Raw genomic sequence first — 21,513 nt, 5'->3', positions numbered from 1 at the left:
GGGGGAAGCGAAAGACCCCTCTGTTTGTTGGGGGGGTGGTCGCGCTGTTGGTGTGGGGGGTGGCGGGGGGGGAGGTGTTTCCCCCCCCCCCGCCCGCTTGCCCCTCCCCGGGCTCCTGCAAGGGAAACAGACGTTGCTCGAGGAGGAGAAGGGTGGCGTGTTGTGCGGGCTTCAGCGTGCCGGCGTGCAGCTGCGGTCGGAAGGCCTCGATCACGGCCGCGGCCGCTTCGGCCAGATCGGACGTGTCGCGGCTCATCGCCGCGCCCCGGGCGCCGGGCGGCGCGCGATCGCGGAAGCGGCACGCGCGATCGCCTCCTCGTCGGTGCGGGCGCGAAGCGCCGCGACGGCGGGGGAGGGGCGCGTCAACGGACCGGCTCCCCGATCGGCAGAAAACGCCGCCGATTGCCGGAGGCAAGCGGACCGTCATCGGTTAAGCTGCGCGATGTCGGACGGAGGTCACCACGATGCGCGGGCGCGGGAGAGGAGGGAAGCCGGCGCAGGCCGAGAGCGAGGGCCACCTTGAGCGACTTGCCCCGGATCGCTTGCCGCGTCCCGCTCAGCACCTGGTGGACGAGCTTCGGATCGTAGCCGTTCTTTCTCGCCCAGCTGCTGACGTCCTCGCCCTCGAGCACGATGCGCGCCTTCGCTTGGCGGATGTCTTCCTCCCGAATTGGAGGGAACAGGGACTCGGCTTCCATCTCGGCTTCGCCTAGAATGTAGAATGTCGCGCCACACTTCGACAAAAGTACCAACGAGTCAAGCGGGTTTCTGGAAAACTCCAGAATTCGCGACGCGTTTACGCGAAGAGCGCAACCGTACCGGCCTGAATCAGAAGGAATTTGGTGGGTTGGCTGGGGCTACGCTCGACAGCCAAAGCCGCTACGAAACGGGCAAGAATCAGCCGAACGCCGAATATCTCGCCGCCCTGGCGAGGGCTGGCGTCGACGTGATGTATGTCCTGACCGGTGAACGGGGCCGGTCCGATTCGCTCGGCGCCGACGAATCGCGGCTCCTCACAGCCTATTGGAAGCTCACCAGTGAGATGCGGGCCGTGCTCCTGACGATGGCCGAAACGATGATCGAGAAGCTGCTGCCGCCGGCGGCCTCGACGCTGCACGGCAAGCCGCTGGACTATCATCCTGAATGAACCAACCAAGAGGGGGGAATATGAACGAAGACGAGAAGAAGTGCCCGCGCTGCGCCGAGACGGTGAAGGCGGAGGCGAAGGTCTGCCGGCATTGCGGCTATGACTTCGTGACCGGTCAGGGACCTGGAACGACCGCGCACCCGATACCGCCGGAGAAGAGCTCGACGGTGAAGAAGGGTGCGCTCGGCTGCCTCGCGATCGTCGTTATCCTCGTCATCCTCGGCATGATCGTGGGAGGCGGTGAACAAGGCGCTGGCGGAGGTTCCTCGGCGTCGAACGAGGCGGCCATCCAGGTGAGCGCGCAGGAGCTTGCCGCGGCTTATGACGCCAACGAGGCGGCCGCGCAGCAGCAATATGGTGGCCGCCGACTTGAAGTGACCGGCACCGTCAACGCCATCCAGCTCGACGTCAGCAACAAGCCGTTCCTGGTACTGGAGGGAACGAATATGTTCATGGGACCGCAGGCTCACCTCACGGCATCCGCCCAGGATCAGGCCGCGTCGATCTCGCGCGGGCAAGATATCCGGCTGTCGTGCACCGATGTTGGCGAAATCATCGGCACGCCGATGCTGCGCAATTGTGACATCCTGGAGTAGGGGGAGACCGCGGCCGCGTAGCCGAGGGGGGGGACATGGAAGGGCAACAGGAAAGCGCAGCCGGCAGCCCGGTGCTGACGGTGATTGCATGGATATGGGTGGCGATCGCCGCGATCATCGCCCTTGCGGCGGCGGCGGACGGGAAGGGAGTGGCCGCCTTCCTGTTCGTGGCGTCGGCGGCCGTCGTCGCTCCGCCGCTGCGCACCACGTTCGCCGGCATGCGGCTCGACCGGCCGGCGCGCGTCGGCATCGCCGCGGTCGGCGCGCTCGCCGGGGTGACGGCGATCGGGATGAGCGAGGCGGCCGAGGCACCAGCCACGGCGGCCGCCTCACCTGACGTGCCGACAGCCGGGGCAGAGGCTTCCAAGGACACGCCCGCCGAGGCGTACAGCGACGCGCAGAAGGCGGACCTGCAGCGATTGTGGACCGAGGTGCTGGAGATCGCCGGCCGCTGCGATCGCCCGAACAGCGCCACCGGTGAGGCCGCCGGCCAATTCGCGAGCGGCGAGGCCTCGGTGTACGAGATCTATGGGCTGGCCAGGACGGCGCAGCGCGCCTGCGCGGCGGCGCAGACATCGCTCGCGAAGCTGTCCACCCCGTCGTCCTTGCCAGAACCCCACCGCTCCAAGGTCGCCGAAACGCTGCAGAAGTGCGAGGGAGCCTATGCCATCCGAAAGGTTGCCCTCGACACGTTGATGACCGTGCTCGACGGCGACCAGCGTCCCTCCCAGGTGCAACGCTACAAGGAACAGGCCGAGGGTGCCCAGGCCGGCGTGCTGCTCTGCGTGACGGGCTTCATCGAAACCGGCATTCTGATGGATGTCGAGTTGCCGGAGGCGAGGAGCTAATCGGCCGGCCACCTCGCCCCGGGACCTTGATCTTCAGCGGCATGGCGGCGAAACTTCGCGATCGACCCGGATCATCGCTGCAGTCATTCGAAGGGACTTTTACATGAATGATGAACAGGCTCCCGCAGAGCAGTTACCCCAGAAGGAGGATGGAATTGGCGACGACAGGTTGGCCCTGAAACCGCATACGGACTGGTTTTTGGCGAGTTTGACGAGCCTCGCAAACAAAGGGCTGACATTCCCCGTTACGCTTTTCGTCGGCGGCGCTGCCATCAGCGGGATATTGGTTGGCGGAAAAACGTATTTCGACGAGTTCTCTAGAATGATGCGCCGGTCTTTTCGTGATAATGAAGAATCCGCCGACATCATGGCTTCATTTGTCGATCAGTGCGGCTCCTTCTACGGCGACGCTGCAGAAATCGCGGCCCGTCCGCCAGAATATGTGCACCTAGTGGAAGCAAGGCTTTTCCACCCTGGTGCGGATCCGGTCCCCAAGGCCGACGGGGTTCTCTGGCGTGGGAAATTGGCCTCCGTAGACGGCTTTTGCTGGGGTACGTTGGTTTGGGAGAGGCGTTAAACCCCTTCCATCTGCAGGCTGGTGGTGAAGCCCTGGCCGTCCACCTTGTGGCTGACCTCCACGATCAGCCAGCTGACGGCATCGATCTCCGGCTTGAAGCCGGAAACGCGGACCGTCCGCTCCGGATAGAGATCGGCGCGGCCGAGCGCGAGATCGAAGCTGAGCTTGCGCTCGCCGCGCGCGGCCCGGCTGCGGGCGGCGCCGGCGGCGCGCCGTGCCTCCGCCTCGCTGCCATAGACGCGTGACAGGCGGCGGGCGCCGCTCTGCTCGCCGACCGTCACGGTGCGCTGCCGGGCGCCGTCCCGATCGTGCCAGGCGGCGGTGACGCCCTTGGCCTCCTCGCGCTTGCGCAGCTGGTAGGAGTGGCGATCGCCGGCGCGGCGGTGGATGGTGCCCGCCGGGATCGGCCGACCGCCGGCGGTGGTGCCGGCGCCGATCGGCGCGAAGATGAGCTTGCCGTCCTTCACGGTCGCGACGGCGTCATGTTCGCGGCCGAGGCGGCGGAGCAGCGCCATGTCGCTCTCCCGGCTCTGCGCCTGGAATTCGACGCGGATCCCGGACAGGCTCGCGGCGCATTGCGGCCGCAGCCGGTTGCGCCGGGCGATGTCGGCGACGATCGCGCCGATGGTGCTGTCGTGCCAGCTCCGCTCCCGCCGGGTGCGCAGGCTGCCGGCGACGTCGGCCGAGCGGGCGCGGATGGTGATGCGATCGGGCGCGCCTTCGTGGCTGACCTCGTCGACGATGAAGCTGCCCTTGTCGACCAGGCCGGGCGTGACGTCCTTGCCCTGCTTCCAGCCAAGCCAGACGCGCAGGCGCGCGCCCTCGCGCGGCAGCGCCATCTTCCCGTCCGAATCGTCCAGGACCAGGTCGAGCTGATCGGCCTCGCCGGCGCGCTTGTCGGTGATCGACAGGGAAACCAGGCGGGGGCGGACGCGCGCGGTGATGTCGCGCACCTGTTCGAACAGCCGGCCGGTCAGGTCCTGCCCCTCCAGCTCCACCTTCAGATCGAGAATGTTGGCCGCGCCCATGGCCCGGCTCACCCGTCCGCCGCCGGCGCGTCGTCGACCAGCGCGAGATCGATGCCGAAGTCGATCCGGCGCGGCGTGCCGTCCGGCAGGAAATATTTCTGGCGTTCGTCTATCCCGGTGATGATGAAACTGCCCCAGACCCGCCCGCCGGCGTCGACCAGCGGCCATGAATTTCCGCTCCCCGCCATGTCGCACAGGGTGTCGAGCGAGGCGCGGCCGTCCGCGATCTCCGAGTAGACGGTGCCGGAAAGCGAGATGCTGTCCTCGCCCGGGCCGACGAACTGGCTGGCGTCGCGGGCGCCGATCCGGTTGGTGCGGGCGTGGCGCCAGTCGCGCCGGCGCTGCAGCTCGTCATAAGCGAGGGTGGGAACTTCGAAGACGAACATGCCGATCGCGAGCAGCATCGATCAGCGCTCCCAATCCGGATCGTCGGCGAAGCTGGACGCGGCCCGGGCGGACTCCTCGCGCAGCAGCTTCTGGAGTTCCTGCCGCATCAGACGCGCCATATCGGCTTCGCTCTGTCCGGGCGCGCCGTGGATGTTGATCGTGATTGGCGGCAGCGGACGTGGCGAGGACGACCTGGACGCTTCCGGAGGCGGTGCCGCGACCGGTCCGGCGGCAGCAACCGGCGCGGCAGAGCCGACCGCGATCGCCGCGGCCATGCGGGCGGCGAGCCCGTCCACCCGAGCGAGCGGCCCCTCGTTCTTGAGCGCCGACAGGTTGTGCAGGAAGGCATCGAGGCGGCCGAGAATTCCGCTTTCCGCACCGACCGCGGCGGCGGGAGACGCGAGGCGGACGATCGGCGCCTGTATTTCGAGGCGGCGATCACCGTCCTGGAGTTGCGCCGGGGGAAGGTGAAAGGGGGCTGTCGACGCCGCTAGCTTGAGATCGTCCGGCGGCGACCATGCGGCGGCGAGGCGGGCGGCTACGCCGCGTACCCGAGCGAGCGGACCGTCCTCGCCGTCGCCGATGCCGCGTTCCAGTCCCTCCATCACAAAGCCGCCAATGCCCATGAAGACGCGGCTCGGGGATCGGATGCCGAGCGCCTTCTTCACGGCGTCGGGCATAAGATGGCTGAGCGTGCTCATCACTGCGGAGAGACCCGGGAACATGGCTCTGATCCCGTTGATCAGTCCCTGCACCGCCATTCTTCCGAGGCTTGCAAATTTTTCGGGGAACTGCACCTGGAGCACCGACAGTGCTTTGCCGACTGCCATGAGGAGAAGGCCAATGGGGTTGAAGGCCCCGAGAATCGCCCCAATCCTAGCGATTGCACCACCCGTGGTGCCCTCCATCGAGGACCAGAAGTTCGAAAACCACGCTTTGATACCGTCCCAATTCTTATAAATTTGATATCCGGCATAAGCGAGCAGACCGACCGCGGCGACAATCGCGGCAATCAGCAGCACGATCGGGTTCGCCAGCATCATCAGGCCGGCCTTAGAGACGGCCGTGCCCACGAGCAGCATGCCTCTGGCGAGCATTGGTAGAAGCTTCAGCGGTGCGAGCATGAACTTCGCGAATGCGAGGAAAGCCGGACCGCCTACGACCATGGCGAAGCGCAGCATGGCAAACGGAAGTAGTATCGTCCCGACGGCAACGGAGAGCGCGCCGATAGTGACGAGAAGGATCGCAAGGACTGCGGCCGTGGCGGCAAGCGTCGCGACCAGCCGGGGATTGCGCTCTGCCCAGTCGGCCGCACGGTTACCCAGCTCCGCCAATTTATCCATCAAGTCCTTGGCATGGGGCAACAGGTTGTTACCAATCGTGTGGCCGAGGACCTGGCCACGCGCTTTCAGCCGTTCGAGCTTCGTCTCAGCATCTCCCAACCGCTCATTGAAGTCAGTTTCGACTGATCCTTGAGCGGCAAGCGCGTCGCTGCGTATCTCGCGATACAGCGCGAGATTCTGGACCAGGGGACGTATGGCGGCTTGGACTTGAGCGTCAGTAAAGAGATGACTTAGCTTTCTCATGTCACCTTTGGTGGCGCGGATCGTCTGCTCAACAATCGTTTCGATCGGCGATTTACCGGCGGCAGCCCCGACCCGTAATGCAGCGCCGATATCAATGCCCATCCTCCTAAAGCTGTCGGAGGTCTGCTTTGTGTTGATTTTGTTGAGGAGGTTCTGAAGATTGTTAGCGGCGGAGGACGCGTCGCCGGCCCCCTTCCGAGTGATCTGAAGCGCGGCAGCCAGATCGGCGACGGCCGGCACTCCGCTTTGGCCCAGCGCGTTCGCAGACGCGGTCAACGCCGGGAAGTATTGAGCCATGTCCTTCAACTCGAATGCGCCAGCCTTGCCGGCCTGTGCCATCACGTCCAGTGACCGACCTGTTTCCCGAGCCGGGACCTTCAAGTTGTCGAGAGCGGACCAAGTTGCAGTCGCCAAGTCGTTGACGTCGGCCTTGTAGGCGGTCGCCGCCATGCCAATTGGCGCAATCGCCTCCATCGCCTGGCGGGGAGTTGCACCCATTCCCATCAACACGTCGGCACCCTGAGCAAGACGCGACGGAAGCTGGGCTACTCGGGGACCTAATCGATCGAACTCCCGGCCCATGAGAGCTGCCTGCGCCCGCGTCAGATCGGCTTTTTGGGCGATGTCGGTGAGCTGCGATTCGAATCTCGCCGCGCCGGCTGTGGCAACCGCCAAGGGTGCGCCGATCGCCACTCCTGCACCAATCGCCCGATAACCACCCCCGCGCAGCTTCTCACCAAATTCCTTACTGTTCTCGAATCGATCACGGGCACCCTGCACGCGCTCGAGCCGATCCTCCTGTTCCTTGAGGCGCCGGTTCGAGTCCGCCAGCTCGCGGCCGAGCCGTTCCTCGCTGCGGGCGAGGTTGTTCACGTCGATGCCGGCGGCGCTCGCCTTGGCGGTGAGCTTCTGCAGCTGCTCGACCTGCAGCTGGGTGGTGCGGACGAGGCGCTGTTCCTCGCGCTCGGCCGCGGCGAGCTCGCGCGCGAGCTTCTTCGTCGGCGCGCCGGCCTGCTCCATCTCCCGGCGCAGGTCCCGGATGCGGCGCCGGGTCTCGTCGAGCTTGCCGTGCGATTCCGTGAGGCCGGCGCGCAACTCGCGCATCCGGCCGACCGAGGCCTGCGCCTGGCCGAGCTCGAGGATCCGCTTGCGCGTCCCCTGAACTTCCTTGCCAGCATTGTTGGCGCCGGTGGCGAGATCTCGCAGCGGCTTCGAAAAGCGGTCGATCGCGTCGAAGAGAAGCTGGATCCGGAGGTTCCTGTCCCCGCTCACATCACTTGTCCTTCTTCGGCGCGCGATCGATCGCGCACTGGCGGTGGCGCATCAGCTCGGAAACCGGCATCCCGGCGAGGACGGTGGGCGGCCAGCCGCCGCCATAGACGGCGTTGATGTCCGCCAGGGCGTCCTCTACGCTTCTTGGGAGACCGGCTTCTTCGCCTTCGGCAACAAAAAATCCGACACCTCGGCCGCGCACTGGACGAGATCGGCGGGATCCATCGCCCTGCATTCCTGGGCGGTGAGCGTCGGTATGGTGATGCGGGGCAACACCTTGGTCAGCTCGTCGGTGTTCATCTGCATCAGCGACAGAAGCGACAGGCCGCGCAGGCCGCCGGCATCGGGCTTGCGCAACTGCAGCTTGGAAATCGTCTGCTCGCCCCGCACGATCGGCGTGTCGAGATCGATCGTCCGGATGTCGGTCTTGCCGGCGGGATCGGCGGTGTTGGCGTCCATGAACGTCTACCCTTTGAGGTGGAGAGGGGGAGGGCGGCGCCGGTGGAAGGAAGCCGGCGCCGTCCGGCCGGGCCCGGAGGCCCGGAGCTCAGAAGCGGCCGATCGCCTGGCGATGTTCGACGAGCCGATCGACGCGGCCGACGCGGCACACCATGCCGGGAACATCGATGTGGATCTCTTCCACGCCGTTCCAGCGCAGCTCGTAGAAGGCGCAGGCGACCTTGTACTTGAACTCGCCCGCCTCGCCCGGCTTGGCCTCGCCCATGTCGATCTCTTCGAACCGGCCGCGGACCATGACCTCGATCGCGTCGATCGAGCCGTCGTCGTCGCGCTGGTAGGATCCGGCGAAGCGGAGCATGGTGCCGGTGAGGCTGCCGCCATATTCGCGCAGCGCCTGGCGCAGCGGACCGCCGGAGGTGAATTCCAGGTCGAGATCGTCGCCCATGCCCAGGTCGATCTTGACCTGCCCGTCCATGCCGCCGCCGCGCCAGCCTTCAAGCTTGCGGGTGAGCTTGGGAAGGGTGACGGACGGCACGTCGCCGACATAAGCGATGCCGTTGTGGAAGAGCATCTGATGCTTGAGGATGCGGGGCAGGCCCATGATTCAGCTCCTGTGGTGTCGGCCTTGAAGGGGTGGCGGATGGGGCTTCAGCCGGCGGCGACGGCGCGGCCGAAGTCCAGGAAGTAGCGGTCGGTGATCCGCTGGCGGAGGTTGAGGTGCTCGAGCGGGGGGACCGGCGTGTAGTCATAGTCGAGCGACGCCTTGCCCGCGGCGAGCTGGGCGGGCGGATTGGCGTCGGCGTCGAACCAGCAGCGGCCGCCCAGGATCAGCCCGTCGCGCTTCATCTGGCGAAGCTTCTCGTTCACCGACTCGGCGCCGTCCCGCATCAGGCCCGGGTGGAGCGGCTTGTCCGCCATCCACTTGGTGCCTTCGGCCATGGTGTCGGCGAGGACCTGCGCGGTGCGGACCGCGCTTTCGAAGGCGAAGAGCGGATCGTCGGAGCAGGTGCGGCTGCCCCAGAAGCGATAGCCGTCGTCGTGGATGAGCGTGGTGATGTCGGCCGCGTTCAGCAGGCCGGCCTCGGTATCGGGATCCTGCAGGTCCCACTGGATGTCCTCGGTGAGGCCGACGACGCCGTCCACGGCGACGTTGGAGATCGTCTTGTGCCAGCCGATTTCCTTGTCGATGCGGGCGCGGAGGCCGAGCGCGCGGGCGACGGCGTAGCTGGGCGCGGCCGCATTGCCGTCGAAGGCGAGGAAGTCCGGGCGGAGCAGCATCAGCTCACGGGCGGCGAAGCCGCCGCGATAGAGGATGGCGGCCGGGATGTCGTCGCCCAAGGCGTAGGCATAAGCCATGCCGCGCAGCCGCTTCGCCACGATCGCGAGCGCGGTCGTCACTTCCTCGGTGTCGAGGCCGGGGCAACCGAGAATGCGCGGGCGCACCCCGAGCTGCGCCTGGGCGGCGAGCAGCGCCTGCATGCCGGTCTTCTTGCCGTCGACGGTGCCGCCGATCACGGCGGCGCTGGTCGCCTCCGCGTCGGCGCCGGGCGCCACGCGCACCATGACGACGGGCGTGCGGACCTGGTCGGCGATCGCGCGGAGCGACACCCGGGCGGTGCCGGCGGCGCCGACCGCTTCCGCGGCAGCGTCGACGTCGGTCACTAGGACCGGCCGATCGAGCGGGAACAAGGCGGCGCTCGCCGCCGGCGCGGTTACGACCAGGCCGATGACCGAAGTCGCGACCGTGCGGATGGCGCGCGCGAGGCCTTCGTTGATTTCGGTGACGGTGATGCCGTGATGATAGACGTCGGGCATTATGCGCTCCTCGGAACGGGGACGTTGAGACGGGTGCGGCGCGGGCCGCCGGGGATGTCGAGCCGATCGCCGTCGAGATCGAGCGTGAAGGCTCCGGCCGCGGTTGCGGCCAAGGCGACGGCTCGAAGGCGGAAGCGCGGCTCCCAGCGGGCGATCGCGATGGCGGTGGCGGCGAACAGGCGAAGCCGGCCGGCGGCGTTCATCGGCTGCGCCAGCAGCCGCGGCAGTTCGGAGCCGTAGTCGCGGCGGGCCACGCGGGTGCCGACCGGCGTCGTCAGGATGTCGCCGATCGACTGGCGCAGATGCGCCTCGCCCTCGATCGGCTTGCCGGTCTCCGCATCCATGCCGCGCATCACTCGGGCGCCCCGGTCTTCGCGGCGCCGGCTGTCACGCCGGCATGGACATGCGTCTCGAGGCTGATGCCGGCGCCGACGACGTCGCCGTCGAAGTCGCCCTTGCCCGTCACCTGGACGTCTCCGTCGATCCGAACGTCGCCCTTCAGATCGAAGCCGCCGTCCGTCGCCTCGATCGTGACGCCTCCCGGGGCGACGATCCGCACGGTGGCGCCGGCGGGAAGCTCGATCGCGAGCGCGCCGGCGGCGGCGTCGTAGGACAGGGTGCCACCGTCCCCGAACCGGACCAGGTCCTGATCCTCGCCGTCCGCCGGCGCCGGATTGGCGTCCGAATAGAAAGCGGGGCCGAGCAGCGCGCGAGCGCTGTCGCCCTCCGGGCTGAAGACGAGGCGCTGCTCGCCCACGCTGGGCGGCGACCAGACCGACGTACGGCCGGCACGCGCGGGGCCGAACGGGACGTCGCCGGTCACGAGATCGCCGATCCGGAGGCGGCAGGTGCGGCGCGCATGATCAACGCTCTCGACGGTGCCGAGTCGCTGCATGTCGCCGATCAGGCGCTGGATGTCGGCGGGATCGCTCATGAGCGCCGACAATGGCGGCAAGCGCGCGGGCTCGCGCGGTACGGCCGCTGTAGAGTGCTTCTCTACAGGCGGGCGATAGGCGTCGGGAGCGCCGGAGCGGCGGGCGAGGTGGAGTACGGGTTCGGGAGCGCGCCTCTAGGCTTTCGACACCCGCACTCGAACGTTTCCACTCAGCAGGTTGACGGCCGCTGCCGTGGGGTTCCGAAACTGGTAGCTCACCGTGTCGACGGCAGACACCCAGGCATGGAGTTCCAGCCCCTGCATGTCTCGCGTGAATGAACGAAAGACGACAGCATCGCCCAATGCCGCGCCCGGGACCGAGATCGTCTGGATGGCGTCGACACCACCGGCGGCAATGGCTGGAGGATCATAAGTCGCGACCGCGTCAGGGAGGACAGAGCGGCGACCGCTCGTGTTGGTCCCCGGCAGGAACGTCATCGTATCAGCTATCGCAGCCGGGATGCCGAACGTGCCTGTGCAGTTGGCAACAGAGCCGCCAGTGGTGCCCGAACCAGTAGCAGCAAAAAGGGCCTGCCCGGTGGGATGCGAAAGAGCGCGGTACTCACCATCGACCGCCGCGGACAGCTGGATGAGGCGAGTGACAGCGTTTTCAGCGGTCACGTCCGACACCTTGGGCCGGGTGACATAATAAAGGTTCATGCAGCGGAGCACATTGGACACGTTCCGGAAATGAACGCCGCTGATTGACAGCCCGGTCAACGAAGCCCCGACCTGCCCGCCTACGAGGAAGGCTTCGCCACTTGCCGCGCTTGCAGAGGAAAAGCCATCGATGACAATGTTGCTGATCGTACAGCCCCCGCCGACATAGATCGCGCGAACGGCGGCGAACTCGGCACCCCCGGTTTTGTTCGACATCGAGCAGTTCGCGAATGTATGATCGCGCTGGAACAGCAAGAGCTCGTTTTCGCCCTGACCTTCGATGTGGCTGAAGCTGAAGGCGTGACCGACATATCCGTCCACCTTCACGCCGATGCAGGCGTTTCCGTAGCCGTTGGCGCCCTTTGCATCGAGAACTTGACCCATCCCTGTTTGACTTACGCCATTATGGGTGTTGGTTATGGTGCCGTTGCTGATGACGTTGAGGGAGCCGCGTGTTTTTACGCCGTATCCCTTGGCCGTGTCGGAGTGAGAAAATCCCGTGACCAGCCAGCCGAGACCGCTGGATACGTATACACCATTGTCCTTGGCATAGCGCGAGCCGCCGCCAATGATCTTGCCATTGGTCGGCGTGGAATGAGCAAGAACCTGCGAGCCGACTTGGTAGGCCCAGAAATTCTCAATCGTTGCACCGTTCCCAGCCTGCACTCGGATGGCGCTCGCATACTGGGCGAGAGCGGCAATCGAATTGTTGTTATCAGCCGACATGAAGCCGGTGACCGACCCGCCGCTGACGTAGGGCAGCGGGCAGTTAACGAACGAGGCGAAGCAGCGAAGGCCGCCGCCGCCGGCGCTCCGCAAGCCGCGCGGATTGATCAACACGGCTCGGCAGACCGAGAAGCGCATGGCCGACCAGGTGTGAGTGTCGATGTTCGGCAGCGCGGGAGCCGAGGCCGCTGCCGCCGCCGAGATAGAAGCGGCGAATTGCGCCTCGGTTTCCCAGCCTTCGCAGGCGGGATTTTCCCACCTGACGGCCCCGCCAATGAAATTGAACCAGTGCCCCGTCAGGTTGGGTGCGACGATTAGAGCATCCGGGTCTTGGATGATCTCGATTGCCGCGCCGTTGACGACGATGTTCCCGCTGATCGAATACGGCGTCTCGCGGCTCGGGATGCGGCCGTATCCCTTGTGAACCAAAAACAAAGCGAAACTGTTCGTGTCGTCGATGTCCAAGACGGTGCGGAAATCCGCGGGGGTGACGTATACCTCGTCGAGCTTGGCCTTGGCGGTCCGCGACCCGTATCCGATCTCAAGGGCGCCGGCAGGCGACCCTAGCACCGAGGAGGTCGGACGGGCTTCTAGAGCCGTCGCGACACTGCCTCCTACGCCGAAGCTCACCCGCTGAGCGTCGAGGACGTTGGGGACCGGCACAATCGATCCACCCACCTTACGGAACAGTTCAAGACCGTCGCCGCGCTCGACCCACCAAGGCTTGTCGTCGGGGGTCGCGGCCGCCCCAGCCTCCGGAGTAGAAAAGACGTTGTCTCCAGCCAGAGCCGCCAGCTGCGCCAGGTCACGGGCTGCGAGGATCGTCTGCATATGCGGCTCGAGCAACGAGACCGTGGGAGCTGTTCTCGTGGTCCCATCGCTCTCGGCGATCAGCACACGCTCGGTGCCGCTGAGCTCCGGGACCAGAGGAAGATCGATGATCCGTGCCATGTCAGCTCCAGTGCTCGTCGAGGGAGGGTTGAAAGTTGGCGAGTGCAGCCCGGTCCATTGCGGCAACTGTCGCCTCGAGGGCGTCAGATGCCGCCCTCAAAGCGTCGATCGCGCGCCGGCGCTCCAGCGCCGGCACGAAGTCGACCGTGCTGCCCGGGGCTTCCGGATCCTGGAGCGCGAACTGCAGCGCCGCCTCGGCAATGGCGGCATTGTCATTGGCTTGGCGCCAGATAGGGGCGACGGCGAGGATGCGGCGGCCAGCCTCCCGCTTTACCCTATCGATCGCTAGCGCGCGCAGCTCGGCGAGGCGCGAGCGAGCACGAGGCAGAATGACCGGCCGGCCGTGCCGGCCGGCGCCGATCGTGCGCCCCTGCGACTGCGCCTTCATCAGCGCCTCGTAACGCCGCGCGCTAACCGGCGCCGCGTCTTCCGGAACGGCGGCCGAAACGCCGGCGAGATAGAAGCCGCCGGTCGACGGGCTGAACAGAAAATCGTGCATCAGGGGACCCCCAGCAAGCGGATGCGGGCGTCGATCGGCTCGGCATTGGGATTGCCGATGGTGACGGTCGGTCCGGAGATCGAGATGATCATCGGGTGATCGAGGCCGCTGTTGTAGATGCCGGCCGTGCGGCCGGAGATGAGATCGGAGAGCACGGTCTGAAGCGCGATCGGCAGCACCACCGACGTCTGCTGGCTCGCCTGCAGGTAGACGGTCGCCCAGAGCTCGAGGAGGCCGTTGGGGTGGTACATGCCGCCGTTCTGGGCGGTGCCGAAATAGGTCCAGGCCTGCTTCAGCGCATAGGGCGTGATCGCCTTGTCCTGGGAGGCGCCCGCAGCGACTTCCGTCGGCGTCGCCGCGGTGACGGTGATGACTCGATCGGCGTCGAGGGCTCCGCCGCCGGTCGCCAGGCCGGCGCCGGTGACGGAGCGGGTCGGCGGAACGGAGGCGGGGAGCTGGCCGGCGGGAACGAGCGCGTCCGGCCCGAGCGTCGCCACGCCATTGGCGACGCCGCGCTGCGCGAGGGGTATGTAGTCGAGCGGCGGGAGCTGGATGGCGGGGACGCGGGAGTCGGCGCCGAGGGTCGCCACGCCGTTGGCCGCACCGCGCTGCGCGGTCGGGACATAATCGAGCGGCGGGATCTGGGCGAGCGGCACTCGGGTGTTGCCGTCGAGCGAGGCCACGCCGTTGGCGGCGCCGCGCTGCGCGGTCGGGACGTAGTCGAGCGGTGGGATCTGGGCGACGGGCACCCTCGTGCTGCCGTCCAGCGAGGCCACGCCGTTGGCGGCGCCGCGCTGCGCGGTCGGCACATAGTCGAGCGCCGGGATCTGCGCGACGGGCACCCTGGTGTTGCCGTCCAGCGAGGCCACGCCGTTGGCGGCGCCGCGTTGCGTGGTGGGGATGGCGCCGATGTCGGCCGAATTGAGGGCGACATTGCCGGTCTTGTTGTTGACGCTGGTCACCGGCGCGTCGGCCATGGCGAGCTGTACCCAGTTATCGAGCGTCGTCGCCGGCGCAGCGGCGAGGATGAAGTTGCGCTGGATGTCGGTGCGGATCGCGACATCACCGGTCTGTGCATTGAGCGCCAGCATCGCCGCCTGGTTCGCCACCACGAACGGTTCGGTGATCGCGATCGACGGGAGCTGCGCTGTGGGCACCTTGCCGCCGGCGTCGAGCGTTGCCACGCCATTGTTGGCGCCGCGCTGCGCCATCGGGATGAAGTCCAGCGCCGGGAGCTGGCCCAGCGGGACGCGAGCATTGCCATCGAGTGTCGCCACGCCGTTGGCCGCGCCGCGCTGCGTGAGGGGAATGTAGCTGGTGAGGATCTGGGCGATCGCGGCCAGCAAAGCCGCCAGGCGGGTGGCGAGCGTCTTCGGTACCACGAATCGCTCTTCGTCCGCGCCGGCATCCACTTCGGCCTGGGTGGCGATCTCCGCGATGCCCTTGCGTTCGATCGTCGCCGGTGGATAGGCGAAGTTCGCGTCGCCGAACTGGATGAGATCGGCCTCGCCGGCGAAGAAGCGGATGTCCTGCGCGAACAGGAAAGCGGCGACGCCGGCCTTTTGGAAGATGGGCGCCGGGTGGCAATAGGCGCCGAACAGCGTCCCGTCTTCCAGGAAGAGGCCGAAGCCGCGCACCGTATAGGCGCCCTCGTCGAGATCGCGGGCGGTGAGATGGATGGTGCGCGCGTCGACCGCCATGCCGGCGACCTGGTCGAGCCGGCGGAACTCGCCCGGCAGCGCGACGAGCGTACGCGCGGCGTCGAAGTCCTGGTCGGTGAGGCCGAGGCCGGCGATGCGGACCGCTTTGGTGCCGCCGGTCTGCTGGTCGACCATGGCGGCGAGGCCGGCATCGGTGAGGACGATCGGGAGGGGAGGGAGAGGGGACATGGTCTATTCCTCCAGGAAACCGCCCTGCGACGCGCGCAGCGGCTCTCCCGTTTCGGTCTGCAGGTATCGGTCCCAGGCGGCGTCCGGATCATGGGCGGCCGTCGCTTCGGCCCGGACGAAGCCGAGGGCGCGGGCGGCGCCGATCGCGCCGATGCCGCGGGCGCCGCGCAGCGACTGGACGAGGCGGAAGTGGGAGCGCGCCGGCTTGTAGCGGATGACGTCGCGCACGATCGCCTCGGCGAAGGCCGAGGTGGTGCGCTCGCCGCCTTCGCCGCCGATCGGCAGGATGACTTCGAAGGTATGCGGCGCGCCGCGCGGCGTCGTTTCGAACCACTCGACGATCCGCAGCAGCTCGTCGAAGCTGGCGAGCACCGCCTCGATCGAGGCCGGCGTTCCCTTGTGGCGCTGCAGCTCGATCGCGACCGCGACCGCCTGGCGCTTGCGCGGCTCGCTCCAGGACGTCTCCCAGCGGTCGATCGACAGCGCCCAGGCAAGCCAGGGCAGGAGCTCGATCGGGCATGCCATGGGATCCCAGAGCTGCTCCGGCGCGATCGGCACCGCGCCGATGCGGGCGCCGGCGGCCTCGAGCGCGCGCTCAAGCGGCCGCGCGTTCGGCGGAAGGAGCGAGCGGTCAGTCCTCATAGCCGCCATGCTCGATCTCGATCGACGTGCAATGCGCGGCCTGGAAGGGCGAGCAGACGATATGGGCAAGCGGCGTCTCGCGCTCGACCCGCTGGACGCCGGGGGCGGTGAGGGCGGCGTCGATGCTGGAGATGGTGACGTCGCGGCCGAGCTTGCGGCTTTCGTCGATATAGGCCTCGAGCCGGCGGCGCGCCTCGGCCGCGACGACGGTGACGTCCGGGCCGGTGAAGGTGTGGATGGACGCCTTGATCGCGAAGGGGATGATCTCGGCCGACTGGACGGTGACGTGATCGGTGAGCGGGCGGACGTCGCGCGCATTCACCCGCGCCTCGACGGCGCCGAGGACCTCCGGCGGGGCGGCGCCGTCGCCGTGGCGGGAGAGGACGGACACCACCACTTCGCCCGGCGCCGGCGAAACGCAGCTCGCGTCGAGCACCGCCGGGTGCGCGGTCTTGGCGTGGAAGATATAGGCGAGCTCGGGTCCGGCGACCGAATAGCTTTCCGGCGCCAGCACGATCCGCTCGCGCAGCGATTCGTCCGTCTCCAGCTGCTCCTCGATGCCGGCCTGCGGATCGGCGGGGCGAACGACGAGGCGCGCGACGCCGAACAGGGCGCCGAGCTGATCGAGGTTGGAGCCGGTGGCGTAGGCGACCATGACCTGGCGCAGCCGGTCGTTCGCCTCCTGGCGCAGCAGCAGCTCGCGATAGGCGAAGACCTGGAGCAGCTTCACGGCGGGATCGGATTCGACGGTGGCGTCGAAGTCCGGCTTCAGCTCGAGCAGGCGGGCGAGGCCGGCCGCATAGATCTGCTCGAACGACAACTGCTCGACCACCGCCGGCGCGGGGAGGCGCGACAGATCCACCGCGGTCGAGCTGGAGACATATTCGGGCATCGCCCCACATCGGCGGGCTTCGCGCCGCCGCGCCATGGAGCGGCCCTGTAGAGAGCGACTCTACAGCGCCGCCTTCAGCCGAGATGATCGGGCTATTCGGATTTCGCTGTGGAAAGCGAACCGTGAGTGACCACGTCATCCGTGTTGAAAAGCTCGTGGCAGTCGGAGCACAGGACGAGCGGATCGGGGACCGGCTGCCGGAACCTCTTGCGCTTCGGAGCGGCCTTGATGTGGGGCGCATTGGGCAGCGGATCGAACAGGGCTTTGCAGCTGGCGCAGGTGCGCAGGGCGATCAGTCGAGCGGCCTCGCGCTCCTTCTTCACACGGCCAGGCCGCTTGCCGAACAGAGCACGGGCGCGGATGTTCTCGAAGGCGTAGCCGGCGCCGAGGCGGTTGGTCATCTTGATGACGCGGTTGCGGCCTTCGGTCGCGGCGTTGGTCCACTGGCGGCCCGTCCTGAAGTAGTTGAGGATCTCATCCTCCCAGTTGCGGGTGGCGGTCACCACCGGCCTGAAGAGGCGCTGGAGGTGGACCGGGATCGAGGCCTTCCAAGCGTCGAGCGCGGCCTTGGCCTCGTCGGCGGTCCTGTTGTCCCAGATCTTCATGAACGCCTCCTTGGTCTCGTAGGCGCCGCGCAGCTCGGGCGTGTTCTTGAGCCAGCCGTCGAGGTCGAGCAGCTGCCGCTCGCTGAGGACATAGGGCCGCTTGAGGAAGATGCTCCGGCCCTTCTTCAGCTGCTTCCGCGTCTCCTTGGAGATGCCGGCGCCGCCCTGGTAGACCCGGCGGGCGACCTCCATCACGTCATTGGCCATGCGCTGGACGTGCCACTTATCGACGATCAGGACCGCCTGCGGCATCGCGTAGCGGACTGCCTTCCGGTACGGCTTCCACATGTCGGTGGTGACCACCTCCACCTTGTCGCGGTCCCGCAGGTTGAGCAGGAAGTTGAGGACCGGCTTCTCCCATCGGGTGGTCAGCAGCTCGATCGGCCAGCTGTCCTCAATGTTGACGAAGATCGCCCGCATCTGACCGCCGAGCCCGAGCTCGTCGATCCCAAGGATGCGCGGCGCCTTCAGGCCAGCCTCGTGCTTGGTAACCAGCTTCTCGGCGTTCTCCGCGCCGATCTGGCGCACGACCTTCTCATGAACGCCCACGTCTTCGGCGACGTGCGTGTTCGGCTTCAGCAGCGCCTGGGCGGCGATGTATTCGCGGCAGCGGATCGTCATCTTCCGCCGCTCGTCCATGTCGGGCAGCGGCTGCGAGAAGGTGGTGCCGCACTCCCGACAACGCCAGCGCTGGCGGGTGACGAAGATCACCACCTGACGGCCGAACGCGGGTGCGTCCCGGAAGGGCTGCCGCTGCTTAGCGTGACGGTAGAGCTGGCCGACGACGCCGCAGGCGGGGCAGCTGTCGGGCTGAACGTCGTAGGAGGCGCTGACGTGCAGAGCCTCGTCTACGATCTCGCTTTTGATCACGGTCCAGTCCGCCAGGTGGAGAGAGTTAGGCATCCCGCGCGTGATGCACGGGTCGGATTAAGATGTGGAGTCTCAGAACAGGATGTTCGTCGAAGACCCGCCGTAGCCGCTCTGGTGGCGCTTGGGCGGGTCTTCGTGCCACCAAACGCCCTCCTTAGGAAGGTGATCGGGGCAGCCGCCGACACGGCGCACGGTCAACTCGGGGATGTGGCCCCTCACTACGGCAACGTCCTTCTGCCGGTGGCGCATCTCGCACCAGGAACCATCTTGCCATCGCGAACAATTGTTGCAGGGCTCGCCATAAACCGCGTGAACAGACGGAACGTCCCCAAAGCAGGGCTTACTCATCGCTCAGGCCTCCTTGCTTGCCAGCGCCCGGATCGCGCGGGCGGTGTCTGCCTTCATGTTCGCCCAGAGACTGTCCGGAACCCACTCGCGTCCCGACCGGTCCAAAGCTTCCGCCGCGACGGCCGCCTCTTCGAGCACGACAATCCTGAGCGTCGCTGCATCCATCTGTTCGACCACACTGTCATGGGTGAAGTGAGAACCGGACATCACTCCCCTCCCTTGAAGCCTTCTCTCGCCTTCAAGCACAGCGCGGACATCGCGGATCATCTCATCGATCTCCTGCATGGCCTCAAAGTGGGCACCAGGGTCTTCTTCGCTGAGCGCGGCCATAGCGGCGGGATTGTTCTTCAAGTCGGTGATCAGGGCTGTCAGCCAGCCAAGCCGGCCCATCGTTGCCGCATTCTCTTCGGGATCTCCGGGGCCAACGATCGCCTCTTTGAGCGCCTGCTCCATTGCCATTCCTTTCCACACGCTAATCCGAAATAGGAGTAGCACATGGTTTCGTGTTTTCAACACTCAAATCCGAATAGCCGATGATCGAGCAGGCTGTCCAGCATGCGCGTGCGCTCCGCCTCGGAGAGGCCGAGCAGTTCGCGGCGGGGATAGCGGACCGAGGGGCCGCCCTGCGACGGGCGGTCCGTGCCGCCTTCCTGGTGGATGCGGGCGATCTGAGCGACCCGGCCGGCGAAGCCGATCCAGGCTTCCCGATCGGACGCGCCGGTGAGGAGGAAACGGCGCGAGCGGATGCGGCGGAACATCGCCTGCCGCCGGATACGCCCCTTGCGGCGGAAGGCGCCGCCGCCAGCGTTGCGGTGCTCGGGAGGGACCGGCAGCCACTTCGCCACCTTGTCCCAGAAGAAGCTGCGGATGCCGCCAGCCTCGATGTCGTAGCCGGTCATGAGCGGCCCTTCGCGGACCCAGGACTTCATGATGACCTTGCGCGGTTCGGCCGCGCCCTTCGGATAGAGGAAGCTCACCGCATAGCCGCCCGGGACGGGCGGCTTGCCGGGCCGGCGCGGCGCGTAGCGCGCGCCATCCGGCGACTGCTGCGCGCCGATGCGGGCGCCCTGCGACGTCTGCACGTCGCGCGCCATTCGCCGGAGCAGCTTCCGGCGCTCGCCGGAATCCAGCTTCGCGATCATCTTGCCGGCGATCTGCTCGAGCTCCTCGAGCGAGTCGACCGCCCCGCTCATCGCCCGCTCCGATCAGACTTCCGGTCCATGAAGCCGCTCCTCGCTGCCGGCGACGATGTCGCGGCCGAACAGGGTCCAGGGATGGGGTCCGCCGAACGGATCCTCGCGCTCGGGCTCCGGCAGATAGGTGACCTCGAAGCCGCCGTTCGGGCGGCGCTCCACCTTCACGCGCTCGCTGAGCTCGATGTCGATCGACAGGTCGAAGGCATCGCCGTCCAGCACGTCGGCCTTCCATTCGAACGGCTTGCCGCCGCGATCGCGCCGTTCGATCAGGTCGGGCTGATGGGCGTGGATCCATGCCAGCAGCGGCACGAAGACCAGATTGAGATCGCCCGTGAATTCCAGCAGCACGATATTGAGTCTGTAGCGCTGCTCGAAATAGAGGCTGGGCGACGGTTGCGTGATCGGCCCGCCTTCGTCGACGAACATCTGCAGCTTTTCCGGATTGGCGGCGATGCCGGGGATCGCGCCGTGGAGGAGCTGCTTCAGCGACTTGTGCTTGTTCATGCCTGGCCGATGCGGTGAGCGATCCACCCGAACAGGAAGCTGCGGTTCTGCGCGCGCCGTTCGACGAGGCGGATGTAGCGCTCGCCCTGCAGGCAATCGAGCGCGGCCACCAGCACCTTCTCGCCGGCGGCACCGCGCTGGCGCCTGAAGGCCGCCAGGGCGTCAAGCGTCTGCGTGCCGATGCGGCCGTCGACATCGATGTCGCGCGGGTCGAGCGCGTTCATCACGCGCTGCAGGAATTCGGCGGCGGTCTTCTGTCCCATGTTGATGCCGGTGTCGAACAGCTCGGCGCCCACGCGAGGGTAGATCGCCGCCACCTTGTCGAAGCCCGGCTGCAGCCAATATTCGCGGCGGTAGATCTCGGCCGCGGTCGCGCGGGGGAGATCCCGCATCGGGCCGCCGAAGCCGTTCGCCCTGGCGATCGCGACGGTGATGCCCCAGTTCGTCTCTCCGCCCTTGTCGTGCGGATGATTCACATAGCCGCCTTCGCGCCTGATCACTTCGTCGATCAGCCGAGCGACGTCGGTCGTTCGGATGGCCAGCGAAGGTGGCGCGTCGTCCGGCCGGTTGTCGTTCGCCGCGCCGCCGGTGCCGGCCGCGGCGACGAGCGCCGCCAGGCGCGCGTTGAGCGATGCGATGCGGCTATTGTCGTTGAACTTGACGGTATCCAGCCAGGGCCGGACCGTTTCGAAGACGTCGCTGATGCGCTGCTGCAGGCTCATTTGCGTTTCTCCGTTCGTTCGGCCGCGGCGGCGTCCTGGTAGATCCGGGCGATGCCGGCGGCGCCGGCCGGCGGCGGCAGGATGAACCGGCAGGCCGCGCCGGCGCAGGCCTTCAGCAGACGATCGGCGGCGCCGGCGACGTCGGGGCGCTCTTCAGCTTTCGTGACCATCGGGCTTTCCCGTAATGAAGATGGCGAGGGCGGTGAGGGCGGAGGCGATCCTCTTGTCGGTTTCGAGCCGTTCCTTGTCATAGGACAGGCGATCGGCCGCCGCGGCCTTGATGTGCTGCAGCAGCAGATAGCAGGCGACGGCGACCGGCCCGCCCTGGAAGATCCCGGTGATGATGGCGTTGGCATCCAT

At 67.2% G+C, this 21,513-nt stretch carries 26 protein-coding genes; 4 read left to right on the top strand and 22 right to left on the bottom strand.

Going from position 1 to position 21,513, the window contains the following annotated elements:
• On the bottom strand, positions 1-256 hold a 256-nt coding region (locus tag ACK4K7_RS06790), incomplete at its 3' end, for a hypothetical protein (protein WP_431864582.1).
• Between the two features lie 106 nt (positions 257-362).
• Complete coding sequence (locus ACK4K7_RS06785) at positions 363-698, bottom strand: hypothetical protein (protein ID WP_431864580.1); 336 nt, start codon at positions 696-698, stop codon at positions 363-365.
• A 23-nt stretch (positions 699-721) separates the two neighbouring features.
• On the opposite strand from ACK4K7_RS06785, the gene ACK4K7_RS06780 reads away from it, so the two are divergent.
• The 4 genes from ACK4K7_RS06780 to ACK4K7_RS06765 all read left to right on the top strand — a co-directional run bounded on the left by ACK4K7_RS06780 (position 722) and on the right by ACK4K7_RS06765 (position 3,168).
• A complete protein-coding gene (locus tag ACK4K7_RS06780; RefSeq protein ID WP_431864579.1) occupies positions 722-1,147 on the top strand; it encodes a helix-turn-helix domain-containing protein in 426 nt (141 codons plus the stop codon).
• 20 nt (positions 1,148-1,167) lie between these two features.
• Positions 1,168-1,743 carry an OB-fold protein gene (locus ACK4K7_RS06775; RefSeq protein ID WP_431864578.1) on the top strand — a complete coding sequence of 192 codons (576 nt, stop codon included), beginning with the start codon at positions 1,168-1,170 and terminating at the stop codon, positions 1,741-1,743.
• Between the two features lie 35 nt (positions 1,744-1,778).
• Complete coding sequence (locus ACK4K7_RS06770) at positions 1,779-2,591, top strand: hypothetical protein (RefSeq protein WP_431864577.1); 813 nt, start codon at positions 1,779-1,781, stop codon at positions 2,589-2,591.
• A gap of 103 nt (positions 2,592-2,694) precedes the next feature.
• Positions 2,695-3,168, top strand: coding sequence for a hypothetical protein (locus ACK4K7_RS06765; protein WP_431864576.1), 474 nt, complete (start codon positions 2,695-2,697; stop codon positions 3,166-3,168).
• Here the strand turns inward: ACK4K7_RS06765 and ACK4K7_RS06760 are convergent.
• From ACK4K7_RS06760 to ACK4K7_RS06665, 20 genes are all read right to left on the bottom strand, one after another.
• Positions 3,165-4,208, bottom strand: a complete 1,044-nt coding sequence (locus tag ACK4K7_RS06760) for a contractile injection system protein, VgrG/Pvc8 family (RefSeq protein WP_431864575.1) — start codon at positions 4,206-4,208, stop codon at positions 3,165-3,167. The genes ACK4K7_RS06765 and ACK4K7_RS06760 overlap by 4 nt on opposite strands.
• Positions 4,205-4,600 (bottom strand): phage tail protein, encoded by a 396-nt coding sequence (locus tag ACK4K7_RS06755; protein WP_431864574.1) that lies wholly within the window; start codon positions 4,598-4,600, stop codon positions 4,205-4,207. The genes ACK4K7_RS06760 and ACK4K7_RS06755 overlap by 4 nt, the downstream gene beginning before the upstream one ends.
• Positions 4,601-4,603: 3 nt before the next feature.
• Positions 4,604-7,441 (bottom strand): phage tail tape measure protein, encoded by a 2,838-nt coding sequence (locus ACK4K7_RS06750; RefSeq protein WP_431864573.1) that lies wholly within the window; start codon positions 7,439-7,441, stop codon positions 4,604-4,606.
• A 135-nt stretch (positions 7,442-7,576) separates the two neighbouring features.
• On the bottom strand, positions 7,577-7,900 hold the full coding sequence (locus ACK4K7_RS06745; protein ID WP_431864571.1) for a phage tail assembly protein: 324 nt from the start codon (positions 7,898-7,900) through the stop codon (positions 7,577-7,579).
• Between the two features lie 88 nt (positions 7,901-7,988).
• Positions 7,989-8,501 (bottom strand): phage major tail tube protein, encoded by a 513-nt coding sequence (locus tag ACK4K7_RS06740; protein ID WP_431864570.1) that lies wholly within the window; start codon positions 8,499-8,501, stop codon positions 7,989-7,991.
• A 47-nt stretch (positions 8,502-8,548) separates the two neighbouring features.
• Complete coding sequence (locus ACK4K7_RS06735) at positions 8,549-9,715, bottom strand: phage tail sheath subtilisin-like domain-containing protein (protein WP_431864568.1); 1,167 nt, start codon at positions 9,713-9,715, stop codon at positions 8,549-8,551.
• Entirely contained in the window at positions 9,715-10,068 is a 354-nt protein-coding gene (locus ACK4K7_RS06730) for a GPW/gp25 family protein (protein WP_431864566.1), read from the bottom strand. Before ACK4K7_RS06730 ends, ACK4K7_RS06735 begins: the two co-directional genes overlap by 1 nt.
• Positions 10,068-10,649 carry a phage baseplate assembly protein V gene (locus ACK4K7_RS06725; RefSeq protein WP_431864564.1) on the bottom strand — a complete coding sequence of 194 codons (582 nt, stop codon included), beginning with the start codon at positions 10,647-10,649 and terminating at the stop codon, positions 10,068-10,070. Before ACK4K7_RS06725 ends, ACK4K7_RS06730 begins: the two co-directional genes overlap by 1 nt.
• Positions 10,650-10,784: 135 nt before the next feature.
• Complete coding sequence (locus ACK4K7_RS06720) at positions 10,785-12,986, bottom strand: hypothetical protein (RefSeq protein ID WP_431864562.1); 2,202 nt, start codon at positions 12,984-12,986, stop codon at positions 10,785-10,787.
• A gap of 1 nt (position 12,987) precedes the next feature.
• A complete protein-coding gene (locus ACK4K7_RS06715) occupies positions 12,988-13,485 on the bottom strand; it encodes a hypothetical protein (protein ID WP_431864561.1) in 498 nt (165 codons plus the stop codon).
• Positions 13,485-15,374, bottom strand: coding sequence for a hypothetical protein (locus ACK4K7_RS06710; RefSeq protein ID WP_431864559.1), 1,890 nt, complete (start codon positions 15,372-15,374; stop codon positions 13,485-13,487). Before ACK4K7_RS06710 ends, ACK4K7_RS06715 begins: the two co-directional genes overlap by 1 nt.
• Before the next feature lie 3 nt (positions 15,375-15,377).
• A complete protein-coding gene (locus ACK4K7_RS06705) occupies positions 15,378-16,016 on the bottom strand; it encodes a phage tail protein I (RefSeq protein WP_431864558.1) in 639 nt (212 codons plus the stop codon).
• Complete coding sequence (locus tag ACK4K7_RS06700) at positions 16,006-16,908, bottom strand: baseplate assembly protein (protein WP_431864556.1); 903 nt, start codon at positions 16,906-16,908, stop codon at positions 16,006-16,008. Before ACK4K7_RS06700 ends, ACK4K7_RS06705 begins: the two co-directional genes overlap by 11 nt.
• 92 nt (positions 16,909-17,000) lie before the next feature.
• Complete coding sequence (locus tag ACK4K7_RS06695; RefSeq protein ID WP_431864555.1) at positions 17,001-18,383, bottom strand: ISL3 family transposase; 1,383 nt, start codon at positions 18,381-18,383, stop codon at positions 17,001-17,003.
• 351 nt (positions 18,384-18,734) lie between these two features.
• The gene (locus ACK4K7_RS06690; RefSeq protein WP_431864553.1) at positions 18,735-19,184 is read right to left on the bottom strand and encodes a hypothetical protein; all 450 of its coding nucleotides are present in this window, start codon (positions 19,182-19,184) and stop codon (positions 18,735-18,737) included.
• Positions 19,185-19,240: 56 nt separating this feature from the next.
• Positions 19,241-19,924: a phage virion morphogenesis protein gene (locus ACK4K7_RS06685; RefSeq protein WP_431864551.1), complete on the bottom strand. Its 684-nt coding sequence runs from the start codon at positions 19,922-19,924 to the stop codon at positions 19,241-19,243.
• A gap of 12 nt (positions 19,925-19,936) precedes the next feature.
• Positions 19,937-20,431: a phage tail protein gene (locus ACK4K7_RS06680; protein WP_431864550.1), complete on the bottom strand. Its 495-nt coding sequence runs from the start codon at positions 20,429-20,431 to the stop codon at positions 19,937-19,939.
• Positions 20,428-20,967 (bottom strand): glycoside hydrolase family 108 protein, encoded by a 540-nt coding sequence (locus ACK4K7_RS06675; protein WP_431864603.1) that lies wholly within the window; start codon positions 20,965-20,967, stop codon positions 20,428-20,430. Before ACK4K7_RS06675 ends, ACK4K7_RS06680 begins: the two co-directional genes overlap by 4 nt.
• Positions 20,968-21,149: 182 nt before the next feature.
• The gene (locus tag ACK4K7_RS06670; RefSeq protein WP_431864548.1) at positions 21,150-21,323 is read right to left on the bottom strand and encodes a hypothetical protein; all 174 of its coding nucleotides are present in this window, start codon (positions 21,321-21,323) and stop codon (positions 21,150-21,152) included.
• Entirely contained in the window at positions 21,307-21,513 is a 207-nt protein-coding gene (locus ACK4K7_RS06665) for a hypothetical protein (RefSeq protein WP_431864547.1), read from the bottom strand. Before ACK4K7_RS06665 ends, ACK4K7_RS06670 begins: the two co-directional genes overlap by 17 nt.

This window comes from Allosphingosinicella sp. (assembly GCF_046295735.1).
Lineage (GTDB): Bacteria > Pseudomonadota > Alphaproteobacteria > Sphingomonadales > Sphingomonadaceae > Allosphingosinicella.
Note: the sequence above shows the minus strand (reverse complement) of the source record. Positions and strands in the feature narration are given on the sequence as shown.

Coding starts and splice junctions, on each gene's coding strand:
- ACK4K7_RS06785 (WP_431864580.1), bottom strand. CDS start 698: ATGGAAGCCGAGTCCCTGTTCCCTCCAATTCGGGAGGAAGACATCCGC.
- ACK4K7_RS06780 (WP_431864579.1), top strand. CDS start 722: ATGTCGCGCCACACTTCGACAAAAGTACCAACGAGTCAAGCGGGTTTC.
- ACK4K7_RS06775 (WP_431864578.1), top strand. CDS start 1,168: ATGAACGAAGACGAGAAGAAGTGCCCGCGCTGCGCCGAGACGGTGAAG.
- ACK4K7_RS06770 (WP_431864577.1), top strand. CDS start 1,779: ATGGAAGGGCAACAGGAAAGCGCAGCCGGCAGCCCGGTGCTGACGGTG.
- ACK4K7_RS06765 (WP_431864576.1), top strand. CDS start 2,695: ATGAATGATGAACAGGCTCCCGCAGAGCAGTTACCCCAGAAGGAGGAT.
- ACK4K7_RS06755 (WP_431864574.1), bottom strand. CDS start 4,600: ATGCTGCTCGCGATCGGCATGTTCGTCTTCGAAGTTCCCACCCTCGCT.
- ACK4K7_RS06745 (WP_431864571.1), bottom strand. CDS start 7,900: ATGGACGCCAACACCGCCGATCCCGCCGGCAAGACCGACATCCGGACG.
- ACK4K7_RS06740 (WP_431864570.1), bottom strand. CDS start 8,501: ATGGGCCTGCCCCGCATCCTCAAGCATCAGATGCTCTTCCACAACGGC.
- ACK4K7_RS06735 (WP_431864568.1), bottom strand. CDS start 9,715: ATGCCCGACGTCTATCATCACGGCATCACCGTCACCGAAATCAACGAA.
- ACK4K7_RS06730 (WP_431864566.1), bottom strand. CDS start 10,068: ATGCGCGGCATGGATGCGGAGACCGGCAAGCCGATCGAGGGCGAGGCG.
- ACK4K7_RS06725 (WP_431864564.1), bottom strand. CDS start 10,649: ATGAGCGATCCCGCCGACATCCAGCGCCTGATCGGCGACATGCAGCGA.
- ACK4K7_RS06720 (WP_431864562.1), bottom strand. CDS start 12,986: ATGGCACGGATCATCGATCTTCCTCTGGTCCCGGAGCTCAGCGGCACC.
- ACK4K7_RS06715 (WP_431864561.1), bottom strand. CDS start 13,485: ATGCACGATTTTCTGTTCAGCCCGTCGACCGGCGGCTTCTATCTCGCC.
- ACK4K7_RS06710 (WP_431864559.1), bottom strand. CDS start 15,374: ATGTCCCCTCTCCCTCCCCTCCCGATCGTCCTCACCGATGCCGGCCTC.
- ACK4K7_RS06705 (WP_431864558.1), bottom strand. CDS start 16,016: ATGAGGACTGACCGCTCGCTCCTTCCGCCGAACGCGCGGCCGCTTGAG.
- ACK4K7_RS06700 (WP_431864556.1), bottom strand. CDS start 16,908: ATGCCCGAATATGTCTCCAGCTCGACCGCGGTGGATCTGTCGCGCCTC.
- ACK4K7_RS06690 (WP_431864553.1), bottom strand. CDS start 19,184: ATGGAGCAGGCGCTCAAAGAGGCGATCGTTGGCCCCGGAGATCCCGAA.
- ACK4K7_RS06685 (WP_431864551.1), bottom strand. CDS start 19,924: ATGAGCGGGGCGGTCGACTCGCTCGAGGAGCTCGAGCAGATCGCCGGC.
- ACK4K7_RS06680 (WP_431864550.1), bottom strand. CDS start 20,431: ATGAACAAGCACAAGTCGCTGAAGCAGCTCCTCCACGGCGCGATCCCC.
- ACK4K7_RS06670 (WP_431864548.1), bottom strand. CDS start 21,323: ATGGTCACGAAAGCTGAAGAGCGCCCCGACGTCGCCGGCGCCGCCGAT.
- ACK4K7_RS06665 (WP_431864547.1), bottom strand. CDS start 21,513: ATGGATGCCAACGCCATCATCACCGGGATCTTCCAGGGCGGGCCGGTC.